This is a genomic window from Rhizobium sp. LC145 (genome assembly GCF_001005825.1).
Classification (GTDB): Bacteria; Pseudomonadota; Alphaproteobacteria; order Rhizobiales; family Rhizobiaceae; genus Neorhizobium.
Window position 1 is genome coordinate 759050 of record NZ_LBHV01000004.1, and the last position, 15879, is coordinate 774928.

Genomic DNA, 15879 nt, shown 5'->3' on the forward strand with positions numbered 1-15879 from the left:
CATACTGTGGCCTCATTGGCTATCAGTTTTAAGGTGATAGTTAGAGCTAGCGCGACCTGGTGAAGCAATCTCGCGCATAGGCAGATGGTCTAGACAGCGCCCCAGCAAGAAGAAGTAGTCAAAATCGGCGAGCCTTCTCCCAAAGTATGCTCCGATCTACATCGAAGCAGGAAAAGCGGCTCCCAGTCACTCTTTGTTCCGCATTTTCCGACTCTGAGACAGGTTTAGTCCATTGTTCCATAGCTCTTTTGGTCTATTCCCACGGGCCGGGCCTTGGATTACGTTTCTCTAATAAAAGAGGTCAGCAGCGCTGCGCGGATTGGCTTCGTGGAGATAGGGAGGGGCTTAAACCATGCAGATTCCGCAAGACGTCCTGCAAAATCTCAATGCGGATCTTGCTACCGCCGCCTTGAGAAAAATGAATTCTTTCCGCACTTTGCTCTTCATCTGTACGCCGGGTACGATCTCGAACGCGATGGCGGCCGCCATTGAAAGCGAGTTCCCCTGGCTCTCCGTCCGGACCGTTCCGGACTTGAGCCTCGCCTTGGCGGAGTTCGAAAACCCTGTACAACTCGTGCTCGCCGATATCGATTTCGCGCGTCCGCTCAAGGATCACTGGTCGACCTTCGCTGAGCGCCATCCCACCGCCTCACTCGCGCTCGTCGGGATGGATGACGTGGCGATAACCGAGGATCGGCTGGCGGCGATCGATCCCCAGATCGTTCGCGGCATCCTTCCCCTCTCGGTCAATCTCGACGTCTTTCTTTCCGTCCTGCGCATTATCCTGAAAGGCGGCACCTACTTCCCCTCGATCGGCTATCGTCCGTCCGTCGCGACCGCGTGGGACCGGAGCGAGGGCCGGCCCGGGCGGGAGCATATGCTGTCGGAGGGCGAAACGCCTTCCCTTCGCTCGATCGACAAGCTGACGAAACGCGAGAACGAAATCCTCGCCAGGATTGCCATGGGCAATCAGAACAAGATCATCGCCGCCGCGCTCGGGCTTTCCGAGCACACCGTCAAGATCCACATTCACAACATCATCACCAAGCTCGGTGTGCATAACAGGACCGAAGTCGTCGCCCTCTATTTCGAGCACAAGCGCAAGGAAGCCCTCGATGCACGCAACCAGAACCCTGGCCAGGACAGTCGATCGACCTCGGGCGACGATAACTAGGTTCCGGGACGTCCTGCTCCTTCTCGGGCAACTGAACTATACCTGGACGAATACCGAGAGCCTGCTGATCCATATGATCGCCGGCCTTGTCGGAGTGGACAAGGAAACCGCGATCGTCATCTTCCTGACGCTAAACACCACGCGCGCCCGCATCGATCTCGTCGAGCGGCTCACCAAGATGCAGAAGACCCCGCCGGCCTGCCGGGTCGAGGTTCTCGAAGCGACCCGCCGTCTTTCGGAGGAAGCCAAACTCCGAAACAAGTATAATCACTGCATCTATTCTTTCGATCCCGACAGCGGTCTCGGCCTTACCCAATCCATGCGGATCTTCGAAAGCAAGGACGAGATCAAGTACGGAAAGATCGAGAAGCTCGACGAGCAGGAGATCGGCCGCATCAGGGAAAGCATTACCTCGCTCGCCGGGATCAACCGCATGTTCTGGGATATCACGGAGCGTTACGGCTTTCCGAAATAGCCTGCTCTCCTGTCGGAGCCACGGTCCGGTCTGATCTCGAAGCCGGAAAAATGCCGGACACGGTCTTCCTCATTTCCGAAAAGACGTCAGATATAATCCGGCACGCCGTTCTCGGGCGGCGCGCGATATCTGCGCTTGAAGCGGAAACAAGGAGGATACCCGCCATGAAGCTGAAAGAACCATCGCTCTTCCGTCAGGCAGCCCTCGTCGGCGGCGATTGGATCGAGGCGGCAGCGGACAGCGCCATCGCGGTGAACAACCCCGCCACCGGCGAGATCATCGGCCGAGTGCCGAAGCTCGGCGTGAAGGAGACCAGGGAGGCGATCGAGGCCGCGCGGCTTGCGCAGAAAGGCTGGGCCGCCCGCACAGCCAAGGAGCGCTCCGTAATCCTGCGCAAGTGGTTCGACCTGATGATCGAAAACAAGGAGGACCTCGGCAAGATCCTCACACTCGAGCAAGGAAAACCTCTGGCGGAGGCGACCGGCGAGATCGTCTATGGCGCAAGCTTTATCGAATGGTTCGCGGAGGAAGCACGCCGCGTCTATGGCGACATCGTTCCCGGCCACCAGCCCGACAAGCGCATCATGGTGATGAAGCAGCCGATCGGCGTCGTCGCGGCGATCACGCCCTGGAATTTCCCGAACGCCATGATCACCCGCAAGGCCGGTCCCGCTTTCGCGGCCGGCTGCGCCATGGTGTTGAAGCCGGCGTCTCAGACACCGTTTTCCGCCATCGCCATCGCCGTGCTTGCCGAGCGGGCCGGCCTGCCAAAGGGCCTCTTCAGCGTGCTGACCGGTTCGGCATCCGAGATCGGCGGCGAGATGACCGCCAATCCGACGGTACGCAAACTTACCTTCACCGGTTCCACCGAAATCGGCGCGCAGCTCTACAAGCAGAGCGCGCCCACCATCAAGAAGCTCGGCCTGGAACTCGGCGGCAATGCGCCCTTCATCGTCTTCGACGATGCCGATCTCGAGGCCGCCGTCGAGGGCGCGCTGATCGCCAAGTTCCGCAACAACGGCCAGACCTGCGTCTGCGCCAACCGCATCTATGTCCAGGATGGGGTCTATGAGGAGTTTTCGCAGAAGCTTGCCGCGGCTGCCGGAAAGCTGAAGACCGGCGATGGCTTCGACGAGGGCGTGATCCTCGGCCCGCTGATCGACAAGGCGGCGCTGGAGAAGGTCGAGGAGCATGTGGCCGACGCCACCGGCAAGGGAGCCCGCGTCGTCATCGGCGGCAAGCGGCACTCGCTCGGCGGCACCTTCTTCGAGCCGACCGTCCTGGCCGATGTCACAAGCGAGATGATCGTCGCTCGCGAAGAGACCTTCGGACCAGTCGCCCCGCTCTTCCGCTTCAAGGACGAGGCGGATGTCATCGAACAAGCCAACGACACCGAGTTCGGCCTTGCCTCCTATTTCTACGCCAAGGACCTTGCCCGCGTCTTCCGGGTGGCCGAGGCGCTGGAATATGGCATGGTCGGCGTCAATACGGGGCTGATCTCCACGGCCGAAGCGCCCTTTGGCGGCGTCAAGCTCTCCGGCCTCGGACGTGAGGGGTCGAGATACGGCATCGAGGAATTCCTCGAGATCAAATATGTCTGTCTCGGCGGCATTGCTTAGACGGGGACCGTCTCCGGAAGAGTGCGCTGAACCAGCCGAGGCAGCATCCAGCGGAACGCGATGCTGCGCGCGCTCTGGAAGAGGATCAGCGAAATCCAGAGCCCATGATTGCCGAAGAGCGGCTGCAGGATCGCCCAGGCCGCGAAATAGAGGGCGAGCGACAGCAGCATGAGATTGCGCATCTCGCGCGACCACGTCGCGCCGATATAGATGCCGTCCATCTGGAAAGCGACGACGCCGAAAAGGGGCAGGAGCGCTGCATAGGGAAGGAAGGTCAGCGAAAGCGCCGTGATCGTCGCGTTCGGCGAGGCAAGCCCGATCACCCACGAGCCGCTGAGCAGGAAGGAGAAGGAAACGACTGCTCCGAAGACGAAACCCCATAGCGTCGTCAGCCGCACCATCCGGTCGAAGGCCGGCCGGTAGCGCGCCCCGACCGCGCGCCCCGCAAGCTGCTCCGCGGCGGTGGCTATACCGTCCAGGAAGGCGACGCCGAAGAAATAGAAACGCAGCAGGATGGTGTTCGCGGCAAGTATCTCGATGCCCAGCATCCCGCTCTGCCGGGTGAAGAATGAGAGCCCGATCAGAAGCGAAAAGGAGCGGATCATCATGTCGCCATTGACGGCAAAGAGCCGCTTCACGCTTTGGAGGTCCGGCAGCTCCCAGGAATGGCGGTCGGTCCTGAGCACGATGAGCCACAATCCGGCGAGCGCCGTCACCGCTTCCGCAACCAGGCCTGCGAGCGCCACGCCGGCCACGCCCCAGCCGAGGCCGAGCACCCACCAGAAGCTCAAGACGAGGTTGAGGCCGTTCAGCAGCGTCTGCAGGAGCATCGCCGTCAGCGCCTCGCCGCGGCCTATGATCCAGCCGAAGATGACGAAATTGAAGAGCACGAAAGGTGCCGACCAGACCCGCCAGCCGAAATAGGTTCGGGCAGCTTCCGCGACCGCGCCCTCGGCCCCGAGGACTGCAAGTCCGCCAACCCCGATGGGCACGTGCAGGAGAAGGATGAGAAAACCCGAAACGATTGCGATCAGCAGGCCGCCGAGCAGCATGCGCTGCTCGAAACGCCGGTCGCCGGCGCCGAGCGCCTGCGCCGTGAAGCCGGTGGTCGCGCCGCGCAGGAAGTTGAAGGAGATGAAAAGCACGTCGAATATGACCGCGGCGAGCGCCACGCCGCCGATCAGCGCCTCGTCTCCCAGCTGCCCGATAACGCCCGTCGCAACGAGGCTGACGAGCGGCGTCGAGATATGCGCCACCATCATCGGAATGGCGATGCGCAGCACCTCCCGATGGGTGACGTCGAAGGACCGCGCCGGGTCCGACATGCTATGGGCGGCTTCCCCGGACAATCAGGTCTTCCGGAGTGGTTCGCCGAGCGTATGCATCAGCCGGTTCGCCCATCCGAAGATCGCGATCGAATGGATGAGATCGAGGATTTCGAGATCGCTGAGGCCCACTTCGCGAAGATGATAGAACTGGTAGACGCCGACATTGTCCGGATGGGCGGTGAGATCGACGCCGAAATTGAACAGCGCCTGGTCATAGGCTTCAAGATCGGCATCGAGGCCGTTCTTGTAGATCTCGTCCACCACCTCCGGCCGTTTCTCGAGCTGGATGAAGCGGTTGGCATGCACCGAGGCGCAATAGATACAATGGTTGACGAAGGAGGCCGCCAGCGCGCCGAGCTCGCGGCCGCCGCGCGAAAGCCCGCCTTCGCTGTACATGATATCGTTGAAGAGCGGCGTGCGCTCGGCAAGCGTCTCGGCCTCCTGCGCCAGCACCAGCACATAGGCCGAAACCTTGGTGTTCGAGGGCGTCACCTTGAGCGCGTCGAGCTGTTCGGGCGTCGCCTTTTCAAGCTCGACCGGCTTCACATAGGGGTTCCATTCGAGCGGCTCGAGCGTGAATTCGTGCACGACGTCAGACATGTCAGTTGTCCCTCAGCATCTTCAGGCCGGCCACCACCAGCACCTGGTAATTCACGAAAGCAATCAAACCCGCAAGCGCCACGATGTCCCGGTCGTCCAGCCCGGCGGCAGAAAGCGCCTCGATATTGCCGCGCGTCGCCTGCTTGGGAGTAAGCGTTACGAGATCGACATGGCGCAGGATCGCGGCAAGGCGGCTTTCTCCATCGGCCGGCATCCAGGCTGGATCGACGATCGACACTATCTCGTCCGCACCGCCTTCCTTGGCGATCAGCTCGCGGTAATGGGACGCGAGTTCCGTTGATTTCCAGAGGCCCGCCATGCGGGCGGCGAGTGCGGCACGCTCGGCATAGGAGAAATTGCGCGCCTCTTTCGGTCGGAGCGCGGCCTCGTAGCTCGCCTGCGTCAACTGCTTGAGCTTCGCCCGCTCGTTACGAAGCGCGGCAAGCGGCGAGGAAGGGTCAAGGCCGAGGACATGGTCGATCACGTCCGTCGTCGGTGCAGTCGTCATGAAAAAGGTCCTTTCAATCTGCCGACAGGGCTTCGTCGAGGAAACTCAGGCGATCCTGGCCCCAGTAGAGCACGTCCTTGTAGATCCAGGTCGGCGTGCCGAAAACGCCGCGGCGGCGGGCCTCCTCATGGCTGTCGAGCCAGGCCTGCATTATCTCCGGCTCATCCTCCATCGCCTGCAGCTTGGACCCGTCCAGACCGAGGCGGTTCGCGACTTCGATGCGCACGTCCGGCAGCGTCACGTCCTTCTCCTCGCTCCACAGCGCATGGAGAAGCGCATGGCTGAGTTCGAGCGCCGGCAGGCCGAGCCGGTCGGCTGCGATCACCATACGCGCCGCGAATTCGTTGTTGGTGGGGTAGTATTTCGGCTTCAACACCAGCGGCATATTCAGCCGCTTGCGCCAGCGGTCGAGTTCCACAGCGTGATAATCCTGGCGCGGCTGCGGACGCGAGCGCAGCGGCACGCCGCCGTTTTCCGGCACGATGCGCGTCGGGCGCACCACGACGTCGAGATCGTGCTTCTCGATCAGCGCCTTGAACTGCGGCCAGCCGAGATAGGCCCAGGGCGAACTGAGCGCGTGGTAGTAATAAACGGTCTTGCGCATGGCGTTCCTCAGGCGGTCTTCTGTTCGGGTTGCTCGGGCAGGTCGGCATCGGCATCCACCCATTCCGATCCGTCGAGCTCCGGCTTCTCGTAGTCGAGAAGCGCCTGCCAGTGGTGGTGGATATCACGGATGAAGAGATGAGCGGCCACGCCGCGGGCAAGCCATTGAGCACCCTCGCTGATCGCCGGAATGTCGCCGCTCACCTTGCCGAGGCTCATCGTGGCGCCGTAGTTGAAGCAATGGATATCCTTCAGCCACGGAGCCGTTCCCTTCTCCTTCTCGGTAAACGAGAAATCGTCCTCCAGCCACGGAAAGCGGCCGAGGCTCGGGTTTTCCTCGCCGGGCAGCGGAGTGATGCGGTCCTCCCAGCAGGCGATCTTGTCCCGATAAGGCGAAAGTTCGCTGCGTGCGAGCGGATCGACGGTGAAGCCCGTACCGAGGATGACGAAATCGGCGTGAAAGACGCGTCCGTTCGTCGTCGTGATGACCACCTCGCCGCCTTCCTCGCGCATGGACTGGATGCCGCAATCGAAATGGAAGTAGGCGTTCGGGTGCCGGCTGACGCGTAGCGTCGAATTATGAGGTGCCGGCGTCTGCTGCTTGGTGGAATAGTCCATGATCCGCCAGCGCCATTCCGGCGAAATCTCCGGGAAACCAGCCGTCACCCCGTAGGAGCCGATGCCCATCAGCTTGTTGATGGTCGGCATCTTCTTGCGGCGGGCAAGCAGCCGCACCTCGCCGGCACCATTCTCCAGTGCTTCGGCGGCATTGTCGACTGCCGAGGCTCCGACGCCGATCACCACCACGCGCTTGCCCTTAAGCGCCTCGAAATCGATCTCGTCGGAAGAATGCGCCCAGGACTTGTGCCTCCGCATTCCCTTGACGAAATCCGGAATATCGGCCGCGCCGAGCCCGTCACGGCCGGTCGCCATCACCAGCTTGCGGGTCAGGATCGAGGGGACGGCGCCGCCAGCCACCTCGAGCTCCAGCAAGCCGTCATCGCGCGGAACGATCCGGGTCACATGCGTGTCGTTCTCGACGGGGATCGACAGCACCCCGCGGTACCAGTCCAGATAATCCATCCACATCGGCCGCGGGATGCGGAAAAGCTCCTCCCAGGCGGGCACGCCGTAAAGCGCCGTGTACCAGGCGCGGAAGGTGAGCGAAGCCATGCCGTGCGCCGGACCGAGCAGGTTCTTCGGCGAACGGAGCGTTTCCATCCGCGCATAGGTCTTCCAGGGACCTTCCTTGCCGCGGGCGGCGCGATCGACGATGCGCAGGTTGCGGATGCCGACCCGGTTGAGCGCGAACCAGGCCACCAGGCCGCACATGCCCCCGCCGATGATGACCACATCGCTGACCGGCTTGCCATCGACCTCGGGCAGTACCGGCGACCAGTTTGCCGGCGGATAGTTCAGGTAATCCAGGTCCTGCTTCACGCGGGCATTGAGCTCTGCAAGCCTCGGATCATCGAGAATGGTCATCATCCAGTCCTGTCGTTCAAGGCCGATCGCCCGGCAGCCGAGCAGCCAGTCATCATCATTTGTTCAGCTTCAGTCGGCGAGCGCGACGGCGTCTTCCTCGCGCCAGCCGATCCACACCCGGTCGTCCGTGATCCGCGACAATGCCACCGGATCGAGCTGCGCCGCGATCACCTGGCCATTCGGAAGCTCGATCGTCAGTGAGGTGTGGTCGCCCTTGAAGAGACGCTGGGTAATCCGCCCCTCGAAGGCGAGCTTCTCCGCGGGCTTCGCTGCAAAGACGGATACGGCCTCGGGCCTAAGCGCCACAGCGACACGGCTGCCGGCCTGAAGGTCCTGACCGTTCAAGCCCGCATGAACGACGCTGCCGTTCCATTCGATCGCGGCGAGACCACCTTTGGTTCCCTTGAGCGTCCCTTCGATGAAATTGCTCTCGCCGATGAAGTTCGCCACGAAGCGGCTGCGCGGCCGCGAATAGAGCGTGTGGGGATCGCCCATCTGCTCGATCCGGCCGCTGTTCATCACCACGATCACGTCGGACATGGTGAGCGCTTCCTCCTGATCGTGGGTGACGAAGATGAAGGTCTTTCCGGTCGTCCGCTGAATGGATTTCAGCTCCACCTGCATCTGCTGGCGCAGCTTGGCATCGAGCGCGCTCAAGGGCTCGTCGAGAAGCAATACGTTGGGGTTGGGCGCAAGCGCCCGCATCAGCGCCACGCGCTGGCGCTGTCCGCCCGAAAGCTGGGCCGGCATACGGTCGGCGAATTCCTGCAGCCGCACGAGCGAAAGAAGCTCCATGGTGCGCTTGTGGATGGCCTCCGACGCAAGCCCCTTCAGCTCCAGGCCGAAAGCCACGTTGCGGCGCACGCTCAAATGCGGAAAGAGGGCATAATCCTGGAAGACGATGTTGACGTTGCGCTTGTTGGGCGGCAGCCGGCTGATTTCCTTGCCGTCCAGATAGATCTCGCCGGAAGTTGGCGTCTCGAAGCCGCCGAGCATGCGGAGCGTGGTGGACTTGCCGCAGCCCGACGGGCCGAGCAGCGTCACGAACTGGCCGGGCTCGATCGAAAGGTCGAGACTGTCGACCGCGATCGAAGAGCCGTAATGTTTGTTGACGTTGCGGAATTGAACTACGGGCTGCATCGGTCAGGTCCTCGAACGGCGGGTGAAGTGCTCGGCATAAAGGCCGACGGCTGCGGTCACGATCAGCACCAGCGTCGCCATGGCATTGATCTCGGGAGACATGCCGCCCTGCACCTTGGCGAAGATCAGCATGGGGAGCGTGGGCTGATAGCCGCCCAGGAAGAAGGTGCGAACGAAATCGTCGATACTGGTCAGCACGCAGAAGATCATGCCGCCGACAAGCGCGGGCGCCAGGAAGGGAATGGTGATCCGGATGAAGGCTATGAAGCTATCGGCGCCAAGATCGCGCGCCGCGTCTATGAGATTGTTCGGCATCGACCGCAGCCGCGTCAGCACCATGATCACCACGAAGGGAACCGCATGCACGGTATGACCCAGGATGATCGCGCCCGTTCCGGTCGGAATGTCGAGCACGCGAATGAAGATGCGCATCGAGATCGCGTTGATGAGGCCCGGCACAACGGCGGGAAGGCAGGCGAGCGCGAAGATCGCAGCACGCCCCCATATGCCCTCCGCCGAGATCAGAAGCGCGATCCATACCCCCATGATGGTGGCGAAGATCGTCGTCATCAGCGCGATGAAGATCGAATAGCCGGACGCCTCCAGGAACTGCTTGTCCTGCACCACCTTGGCATACCAGCCGAGCGTCCAGTCGCCGATCGGAAAGGCGATGAAATTGGCGTCCTTGAAGCTCATCGCCGTCATCAGCGTAAGCGGCAGGAGAAGATAGATGACGAAGACCCAGTAGGAGGCCTGGAGCGCGGTCTTCGGTGCATCGGAGAAATAATGGCGCATGGTCTTCTCCTCACATCAGCCGGACCGAGCGCCCGCCGGCGACCCGCATGAAAAGGCCTACGGTCGAAAGCGAAACGACCAGCATCAGGATGGAGAAGGCCGCACCTTCCGGCCATTTGTCGCTCGAACCGTGGAAGAGGCTGGCGATGATTTCCGGAAAGATCACCGAGTTCGGGCCGCCGAGCAGCAGCGGCGCGGCGAACACCCCGATCGAGGTCAGGTAGACCAGGCTGCAGCCGGATACGATCCCGTCCTTGGAAAGCGGCAGGATGACGCGGCGGAACCTCTGGAACGGCCCCGCCCCGAGATCGGCCGCGGCATCAATAAGCTGCGGTGGTATCTTCTCGATCGCCGAATAGAGCGGCAGAAGCATGTAGAGCGCGATCAGGTAGATCACCCCGAAGCCAAGCGAAAAGTAGTTGTAGAGGAGCGGTATGGGCCGGTCGATGAAGCCGATCTCCCGCAACAGCACGTTCACCGCGCCGCGATTGGCAAGCAGCATGATGACCGAAAACGTGCGGATGATTTCTCCGGCCCAGAAAGGGATGAGCAGCAGGAGCAGTGCCCGGGTCCGGTTCTGCGGCTTGATGATCTTGGCGACGTAATAGGCGACCGGATAGGTGACAACCAGCGCGGCCACCGTCACCACCGCCGCAAAGATCAGACTGCGCACGAAAGGCAGGAAATAGAGCGGCTCCTGGAAGAACAGCCGGTAATTGTCGAGCGTATAGACGGGGCCTTCCGCCGCCGGCGGATAGTTGTCGAGTAAGCTGATGCGGGCCATCTGGTAGATCGGGCCGACATGAAGCACGACGATCCATGTGAGCGGCACGGCGAGCAGCAGGATGAGCCTCGCCCGGGTGCTGTTGGCGATCAGGCCGACCGTGGCCGAATAAAGCCCCGAGTTGGTGATCTTCCCTATCCAACCGGCATAAGCCGGCCCGGCGCGGGGCGCCGAGGTTCCTGTCTCGGTCATGCTGCTATCGACCATTTCATCTGTTCCCGGACTTCTCTTTTATCGGCCGGCCTTCATGGAAGGCCAGCCTGTTTGGTGCGATCGGGGCGAGTTGCCGGTCAGGCGGCTTTGATTTCCGCGGTGGCCTTGTCGATCATGTCGTTCTTCATGTCGCGGTTGACCGAGCTGAAGAACTGCACCCGCTGCATCTGCTCGTCCGGCAGGACGTTGGCGGCCCGCTCACGCTCGTCCAGCACCTTGTCGACGCCCGCGAAAGCCGAGGCGAAGCCGGACTGGCGGGTCATCGCGGCGCCGATCTCCGGTGAGGAGAGGATCGCATCGAGGAAGGTATAGGCCGCATCCGCGTTCGGCGCATTGTTGACGACGTTGAAGGAGTAGAGGAACCCGTAGGTGCCCTCCTTCGGAACCGAAAGCTCGATCGGATGGCCATCCATGATGAGCTTCGCCGCCGGACCGGACCATGCCTGCGCCACATAGATGTCCTCGTTGACGAACATCTGCTGCACTTCTGAGCCCGCGTCATAATATTTGCGGACCTTGTCCTTGTGCTGGATCAGGTAGTCGCGGGCCTTGTTGGTCGCCGCCTGCGCGACGTCCGGCTTGTCTCCGTAGGTCACGTAGTCGCCGTCGTCGCCCAGATAGCGCATGGTGATCGAAAGGAAATCGGAAATGATATACGAGGTGAGGCCCTTGTATTCCTCTTCGAACATGATGCTCCAGCTATCGCTGGCCTTGGTATAGTCCGTGTTGCGCACCAGGCCCTCGAAGCCGGCGAGCAGCGGCACGCCATAGGTGGAGCCGTCGATGGTGAGCTGCGGCGCGCCGGTATAGGCGGGAGCGAGATTGCCCCAGTTCTTCAGCCGTCCGGTATCGAGCTTCGCCAGAAGATTGGACTTGATGAACTGCGAGACGCGGTGACCCGTGACGGTCACGATATCGGTCGAGGGCGAGGCGCCCTCGGCCGAAAGCAGGTTGTACTGCTTGCCCTGGTCGTCCGTCAGGCGCACGCGCACTTCGATGCCCGTATCCTTCTGGAATTGGTCGATGAATTCCTGCGGAACGAACTTGTCGTAGGTCGTGATGTTGACGACCTTGCCTTGCGCGAAAGCCGGGCGAATGACCGCCGGCGCGGCCAGCATGCCGGTACCGGCGGCGAGAAGCTTGAGGGTGGAACGGCGGGTTTGCCTGAAGTCTTTCATGTCACTCACCTTTTTTCTCCTGTCCGGGTTCTTGACGGCATGCAGACTTCACACCCCCAGCTAGTGTAACGGCGCTGCCAGCCCCATTTCTCCCTTGGCCGAACGGATCGGCTCAAGCGAAATCCCCACTGCCGCATCCGCGTGCAGGAGGGTGGAATCGAATGTCGGGATGTCGAAATCCGCGGCGCTCACCAGAAGGCCGATCTCGGTGCAGCCCAGGATGACGCTGTCGGCGCCGGCGGCCTTCCCCTTTGCGACGATCTCCTTGTAGCGCCGGTGCGACGTATCCTTCACCACGCCGCAGCACAGCTCCCCGAATATGATATCGTGCACATCCTGGCGGTCGTCGGCATCGGGTATCATGACCTCGAGGCCGAAATTCTCTTCCATGCGCTTGCGGTAGAAGTCCTGCTCCATCGTATAGCGGGTGGCGAGCAGCAGCGGACGGCGGCATCCCGCATCGGCGATCGCTTCACCGGTCACATCGGCAATGTGGATCAACGGCACCCCGACGGAAGCCTGCACCTCGTCCGCCAGCAGATGCATCGTGTTGGTGCAGATCAGGATCATATCCGCGCCCGCCTGCTCGAGTTCTTTCGCCACCTTGCTCAATTCACCGGCTGCCTGCTCCCAAGCCCCTAATTTTTGAAGGGTTACGATATCGTGAAAATTCACGGAACGCAGCACCACATCCGCAGAATTTAGACCGCCCAATGCTTCTCGTACCTGCTCGTTGACCCTGCGGTAATAGACGGCGGTGCTTTCCCAGCTCATGCCGCCGATCAGGCCTATCCTTTTCATTTTCCATCCCTTTGATTTGTTGTCTTGGTCCTGGGACGATATCCAACAAACACGGAAGGCTGGTTGCTTTTTTCACCCCGTAATGGGATTATTTTGTAAGATCATCCTGATTCCAATGGATAGACGAGGATGTTTATACAAATCAGGAGGAATGTTTAAATCATAATCACAAAGCCTGAAAATTGGGCCGGCCTCCTGGGGTGAGCTGAGAAATCGAAAGCGCCTTCCGCCGGGGTTATAACCGCCGAAGCGGCCCGGAAGCCAAGAAGCCATCTTCATACGACAGCCGCGAACTGAAAAAATTCACCTACGAAACCGCAAGAATTGAAAATCTGTCCCGGAGGCGAGCATGTTCGACCACATCGACCGAAAGATCATCGAGATACTCCAGCAGAACGCCGAAAAATCGGTGGTCGAGATCGCCGACGAGGTCGGACTTTCCCACACGCCCTGCTGGCGCCGCATCAAGCGCATGGAGGACATGGGCCTGATCCGCAGCCGTGTTGCGCTGATCGACCGCCGCATGGCGAACGTCCCCATGACCATCTTCATCTCCGTGAAGGTGCCACGGCACACCACTACCTGGCTCGATACATTCCGCAAGGAGATCCGCGACATTCCGGAAATCCTGGAGGCCTACCGCCTGACCGGCGAGACGGATTACCTGCTGCGCACAGTCGTTCCCAATATCGACGTCTACGACCAGGTCTATAAGAATCTCATCAGCCGGGTGGAGTTTTCCGACCTCAGTTCCTCGATCGCCATGGAGGAAATGAAGTTTACAACCGCCTTGCCGACGAAATACATGTAAAGCCTCCCGCCCAGCCGCCCCTCGAGCAGACGAAGGAACACCCATGCGCGTCAGCATTCTCGGAGCCGGAGCTATAGCCTTCGGTGTCGCCGCCTATCTCGCCAGGAACGGCCATGATCCGATGCTCTGGTCCCCTTCGGGCAAGCGCACCCGCGCATTGGCCGAGGGCGAAGCCCTGGTGGCGAAGGGCGCGGTGGAATTCTCCGGCAAGGTCCGCGTTGCGAGAGATTGCGCCGAAGCCGTCAGGGACAGTGAAGTCGTCATCATTGCCATGCCCGCCAACGGTCATCGCGCGGCTTTCGATGCGGCAATCCCCCATCTGCGGCCCGGCCAGCCGGTCATCATCTCCTCGCATAGCTCCTTCGGCGCGCTCTACCTCTCGAAAGGGCTTGCGGCGCGCGGCGTGCGTCTGCCGATTTCCGTCTGGGGCACAACCGTGCTGACCGGACGTCAGCAGGGCGAAACGGCTGTGAACGTCAACACGGTGCGCCAGAAGATCGACGTCGCCACCCTGCCCAAGTCCGAGATCGATGCCGGCCATGCGCTCTGCACGGAGCTTTTCGGCGACCGGTTCGTCAAGCGTGACGGGCTGCTGGCAATCGCGCTCAGCAATTTGAACCCGCAGAACCATCTCGGCATCGCCCTCCTCAACCTCACCCGCATGGAAAAGGGCGAGAACTGGGGCCAGGGCGACAACATCACCCCGACCGTCGGCCGGGTGATCGAGGCGCTGGATGAAGAACGATTAGCGATCGCCAAGAGCTTCGGCCTTTCGGTCCGCACGGTCCGGGAGCATTTTTCGCTCTCCTTCCACGTGCCGATCGGCACCGTCTCCGAGATGAACCAGCAGATGCACGCGGCGGGCCGCGGCGGTTTCGGCCCCTCCACGGTCGACAGCCGGTATATCTTCGAGGATGTCCCCTTCGGCCTCGTGCCCACCTCCCTGCTCGGCCGGCTGAGTGGTCATCCCGCTATCCTGCATGAAGCCGGAACGGCTCTGCTTTCCGCCGCAACCGGCAGAGATCTCGCCGCCGAAAACGATCTTCTCCCGCATCTCGGCCTCGAAAAGCTTTCCATCGGCGAACTCGAAACATTGTGCGCCAACGGCTATTGGTAGCGCTCCGGAGAGGCGCGCATCAGCTCTCCAGGATGCGTGCCTTGGGTCGAACGAACGTCTTTCGGCCAGCCTTCCATCCGGCGAGCGTAGCGGCCGAGGAACGGACGGCGCTTAGGGGATCGGCCGCATCGAGAACGACGATATCGGCCGGGCCGCCGATCCTGAGGCCGTATTGAGCACGCATTATGGCTGCGGCCTGTCCGCTAACCATCTGGAAGACGTGGTCGATATCAGCGTCGCGCGATAGCTGCATCACATTGGCGTAAAGATTGGCCATCCTTGCCAGCGACGCGTCGCCGAAGGGCGTGAACGGGTTCAGCACATTGTTGGTGGCGATCGCCGTTCTGACACCATCCGCCGACAGAAGATGGGCCGGCGCGATCCCACGCGGGATGTTCGAGACGTGGCCGTGGCCCATCAGGAAAAGGTCGGTCGCCGGCAGGACGGTGAGCGCGATCCCGGCCTCCGCGATCTTCCGTCCGACCGCGGACCGGTCCGCCGGCCCGAGGGCGGAGAGGTTGGTGACGTGACCGATGGTGACGCGACCGCCATAGCCATTCGCCCGTGTCGCCTCGATGACGGCTGGCAGGTCTGTCCTTGCGGGATCGAGATGAAAATCGAGGTGGAAATCCACGTCGACGTCATGCCTTTTCGCCAGCGCGAATATCCTGCGGACATGTTCTTCCGGACGGTGATCGGTATAGGGGCATCCCCCGATCAGATCGGCGCCGGCACGTAGCGCCTCGTCGAGCATATCTTCCGTTTCAGGCTCCTGCGTCAGCCCCTCCTGGGCGAAGGCGCAGATCTCGATGTCGATCGCGAACGCATACCGCTCGCGAACCCGTTTGATGGCCTCGAAGGATCGCATGCCGGCGCGGGGATCGATCTCGACAAAGGTCCGCATGCGGTTGGTGCCGTGAACGATGGCCTGGCGGACCAGGGCCGAGGCCCGTTCATAAACGTCTTCTTCGGAGAAACCGGCCTTGGCCCTGGCCGTTTCGCGCACCGCCTCCTCCAGCGTGCCTTCGCAAATCGAGCAGCGTTCAAGAATACAGGCCTTGTCGAGATGGATGTGGCTGTCGACGAAACCCGCGAAAGCGAATTTCCCGTCGACATCCTCTTCCTCCACGGCGTGGCAGCGGATTTCCGGCCGCATTTCGACGATGAGCCCGTCGCGGATCGCGATGTCGATCACCTCCGATCGCTGCGATATGCATGCATTGCGAAGAACGAGATCGGCCCGCATGT

General features: G+C 61.6%; 16 protein-coding genes. 5 read left to right on the forward strand and 11 right to left on the reverse strand.

Annotated elements, in window-relative coordinates; translation table 11 throughout:
- Positions 1 to 352: 352 nt before the first annotated feature.
- The 3 genes from YH62_RS15130 to gabD all read left to right on the forward strand — a co-directional run bounded on the left by YH62_RS15130 (position 353) and on the right by gabD (position 3268).
- On the forward strand, positions 353 to 1174 hold the full coding sequence (locus YH62_RS15130) for a response regulator transcription factor (RefSeq protein WP_046795016.1): 822 nt from the start codon (positions 353 to 355) through the stop codon (positions 1172 to 1174).
- Entirely contained in the window at positions 1116 to 1649 is a 534-nt protein-coding gene (locus YH62_RS15135) for a hypothetical protein (RefSeq protein ID WP_046795017.1), read from the forward strand. Before YH62_RS15130 ends, YH62_RS15135 begins: the two co-directional genes overlap by 59 nt.
- Positions 1650 to 1813: 164 nt before the next feature.
- On the forward strand, positions 1814 to 3268 hold the full coding sequence (gabD, locus tag YH62_RS15140; RefSeq protein ID WP_046795125.1) for an NADP-dependent succinate-semialdehyde dehydrogenase: 1455 nt from the start codon (positions 1814 to 1816) through the stop codon (positions 3266 to 3268).
- Here the strand turns inward: gabD and YH62_RS15145 are convergent.
- The 10 genes from YH62_RS15145 to YH62_RS15190 all read right to left on the reverse strand — a co-directional run bounded on the left by YH62_RS15145 (position 3265) and on the right by YH62_RS15190 (position 12703).
- Positions 3265 to 4593 (reverse strand): MATE family efflux transporter, encoded by a 1329-nt coding sequence (locus tag YH62_RS15145; RefSeq protein WP_046795126.1) that lies wholly within the window; start codon positions 4591 to 4593, stop codon positions 3265 to 3267. The genes gabD and YH62_RS15145 overlap by 4 nt on opposite strands.
- Positions 4594 to 4617: 24 nt before the next feature.
- Positions 4618 to 5196: a peroxidase-related enzyme gene (locus YH62_RS15150; RefSeq protein ID WP_046795018.1), complete on the reverse strand. Its 579-nt coding sequence runs from the start codon at positions 5194 to 5196 to the stop codon at positions 4618 to 4620.
- A gap of 1 nt (position 5197) precedes the next feature.
- Positions 5198 to 5704 carry a CMD domain protein gene (locus YH62_RS15155; RefSeq protein ID WP_046795019.1) on the reverse strand — a complete coding sequence of 169 codons (507 nt, stop codon included), beginning with the start codon at positions 5702 to 5704 and terminating at the stop codon, positions 5198 to 5200.
- 13 nt (positions 5705 to 5717) lie between these two features.
- Positions 5718 to 6308 (reverse strand): 2-hydroxychromene-2-carboxylate isomerase, encoded by a 591-nt coding sequence (locus YH62_RS15160; protein WP_046795020.1) that lies wholly within the window; start codon positions 6306 to 6308, stop codon positions 5718 to 5720.
- 8 nt (positions 6309 to 6316) lie between these two features.
- Positions 6317 to 7792 (reverse strand): NAD(P)/FAD-dependent oxidoreductase, encoded by a 1476-nt coding sequence (locus tag YH62_RS15165; RefSeq protein ID WP_046795127.1) that lies wholly within the window; start codon positions 7790 to 7792, stop codon positions 6317 to 6319.
- Positions 7793 to 7861: 69 nt separating this feature from the next.
- Positions 7862 to 8932 carry an ABC transporter ATP-binding protein gene (locus YH62_RS15170; protein WP_046795021.1) on the reverse strand — a complete coding sequence of 357 codons (1071 nt, stop codon included), beginning with the start codon at positions 8930 to 8932 and terminating at the stop codon, positions 7862 to 7864.
- 3 nt (positions 8933 to 8935) lie between these two features.
- Positions 8936 to 9727: an ABC transporter permease gene (locus YH62_RS15175; protein WP_046795022.1), complete on the reverse strand. Its 792-nt coding sequence runs from the start codon at positions 9725 to 9727 to the stop codon at positions 8936 to 8938.
- A gap of 10 nt (positions 9728 to 9737) precedes the next feature.
- Positions 9738 to 10718: an ABC transporter permease gene (locus YH62_RS15180; protein WP_046795023.1), complete on the reverse strand. Its 981-nt coding sequence runs from the start codon at positions 10716 to 10718 to the stop codon at positions 9738 to 9740.
- 83 nt (positions 10719 to 10801) lie between these two features.
- Entirely contained in the window at positions 10802 to 11902 is a 1101-nt protein-coding gene (locus tag YH62_RS15185) for an extracellular solute-binding protein (protein WP_052760419.1), read from the reverse strand.
- A 60-nt stretch (positions 11903 to 11962) separates the two neighbouring features.
- Complete coding sequence (locus YH62_RS15190) at positions 11963 to 12703, reverse strand: aspartate/glutamate racemase family protein (RefSeq protein WP_046795024.1); 741 nt, start codon at positions 12701 to 12703, stop codon at positions 11963 to 11965.
- 349 nt (positions 12704 to 13052) lie between these two features.
- On the opposite strand from YH62_RS15190, the gene YH62_RS15195 reads away from it, so the two are divergent.
- Both YH62_RS15195 and YH62_RS15200 read left to right on the forward strand, forming a co-directional pair.
- Entirely contained in the window at positions 13053 to 13514 is a 462-nt protein-coding gene (locus YH62_RS15195) for an Lrp/AsnC family transcriptional regulator (protein ID WP_046795025.1), read from the forward strand.
- Between the two features lie 43 nt (positions 13515 to 13557).
- Positions 13558 to 14631, forward strand: coding sequence for an NAD/NADP-dependent octopine/nopaline dehydrogenase family protein (locus YH62_RS15200; protein ID WP_046795026.1), 1074 nt, complete (start codon positions 13558 to 13560; stop codon positions 14629 to 14631).
- A 19-nt stretch (positions 14632 to 14650) separates the two neighbouring features.
- Here the strand turns inward: YH62_RS15200 and YH62_RS15205 are convergent, their stop codons facing one another.
- Positions 14651 to 15877, reverse strand: a complete 1227-nt coding sequence (locus YH62_RS15205) for an amidohydrolase family protein (protein WP_046795027.1) — start codon at positions 15875 to 15877, stop codon at positions 14651 to 14653.
- Positions 15878 to 15879: the final 2 nt, after the last annotated feature.

Coding starts and splice junctions, on each gene's coding strand:
- gabD (WP_046795125.1), top strand. CDS start 1,814: ATGAAGCTGAAAGAACCATCGCTCTTCCGTCAGGCAGCCCTCGTCGGC.
- YH62_RS15170 (WP_046795021.1), bottom strand. CDS start 8,932: ATGCAGCCCGTAGTTCAATTCCGCAACGTCAACAAACATTACGGCTCT.
- YH62_RS15165 (WP_046795127.1), bottom strand. CDS start 7,792: ATGACCATTCTCGATGATCCGAGGCTTGCAGAGCTCAATGCCCGCGTG.
- YH62_RS15155 (WP_046795019.1), bottom strand. CDS start 5,704: ATGACGACTGCACCGACGACGGACGTGATCGACCATGTCCTCGGCCTT.
- YH62_RS15135 (WP_046795017.1), top strand. CDS start 1,116: ATGCACGCAACCAGAACCCTGGCCAGGACAGTCGATCGACCTCGGGCG.
- YH62_RS15160 (WP_046795020.1), bottom strand. CDS start 6,308: ATGCGCAAGACCGTTTATTACTACCACGCGCTCAGTTCGCCCTGGGCC.
- YH62_RS15200 (WP_046795026.1), top strand. CDS start 13,558: ATGCGCGTCAGCATTCTCGGAGCCGGAGCTATAGCCTTCGGTGTCGCC.
- YH62_RS15180 (WP_046795023.1), bottom strand. CDS start 10,718: ATGGTCGATAGCAGCATGACCGAGACAGGAACCTCGGCGCCCCGCGCC.
- YH62_RS15145 (WP_046795126.1), bottom strand. CDS start 4,593: ATGTCGGACCCGGCGCGGTCCTTCGACGTCACCCATCGGGAGGTGCTG.
- YH62_RS15175 (WP_046795022.1), bottom strand. CDS start 9,727: ATGCGCCATTATTTCTCCGATGCACCGAAGACCGCGCTCCAGGCCTCC.
- YH62_RS15195 (WP_046795025.1), top strand. CDS start 13,053: ATGTTCGACCACATCGACCGAAAGATCATCGAGATACTCCAGCAGAAC.
- YH62_RS15150 (WP_046795018.1), bottom strand. CDS start 5,196: ATGTCTGACGTCGTGCACGAATTCACGCTCGAGCCGCTCGAATGGAAC.
- YH62_RS15185 (WP_052760419.1), bottom strand. CDS start 11,902: ATGAAAGACTTCAGGCAAACCCGCCGTTCCACCCTCAAGCTTCTCGCC.
- YH62_RS15130 (WP_046795016.1), top strand. CDS start 353: ATGCAGATTCCGCAAGACGTCCTGCAAAATCTCAATGCGGATCTTGCT.
- YH62_RS15190 (WP_046795024.1), bottom strand. CDS start 12,703: ATGAAAAGGATAGGCCTGATCGGCGGCATGAGCTGGGAAAGCACCGCC.
- YH62_RS15205 (WP_046795027.1), bottom strand. CDS start 15,877: ATGCGGGCCGATCTCGTTCTTCGCAATGCATGCATATCGCAGCGATCG.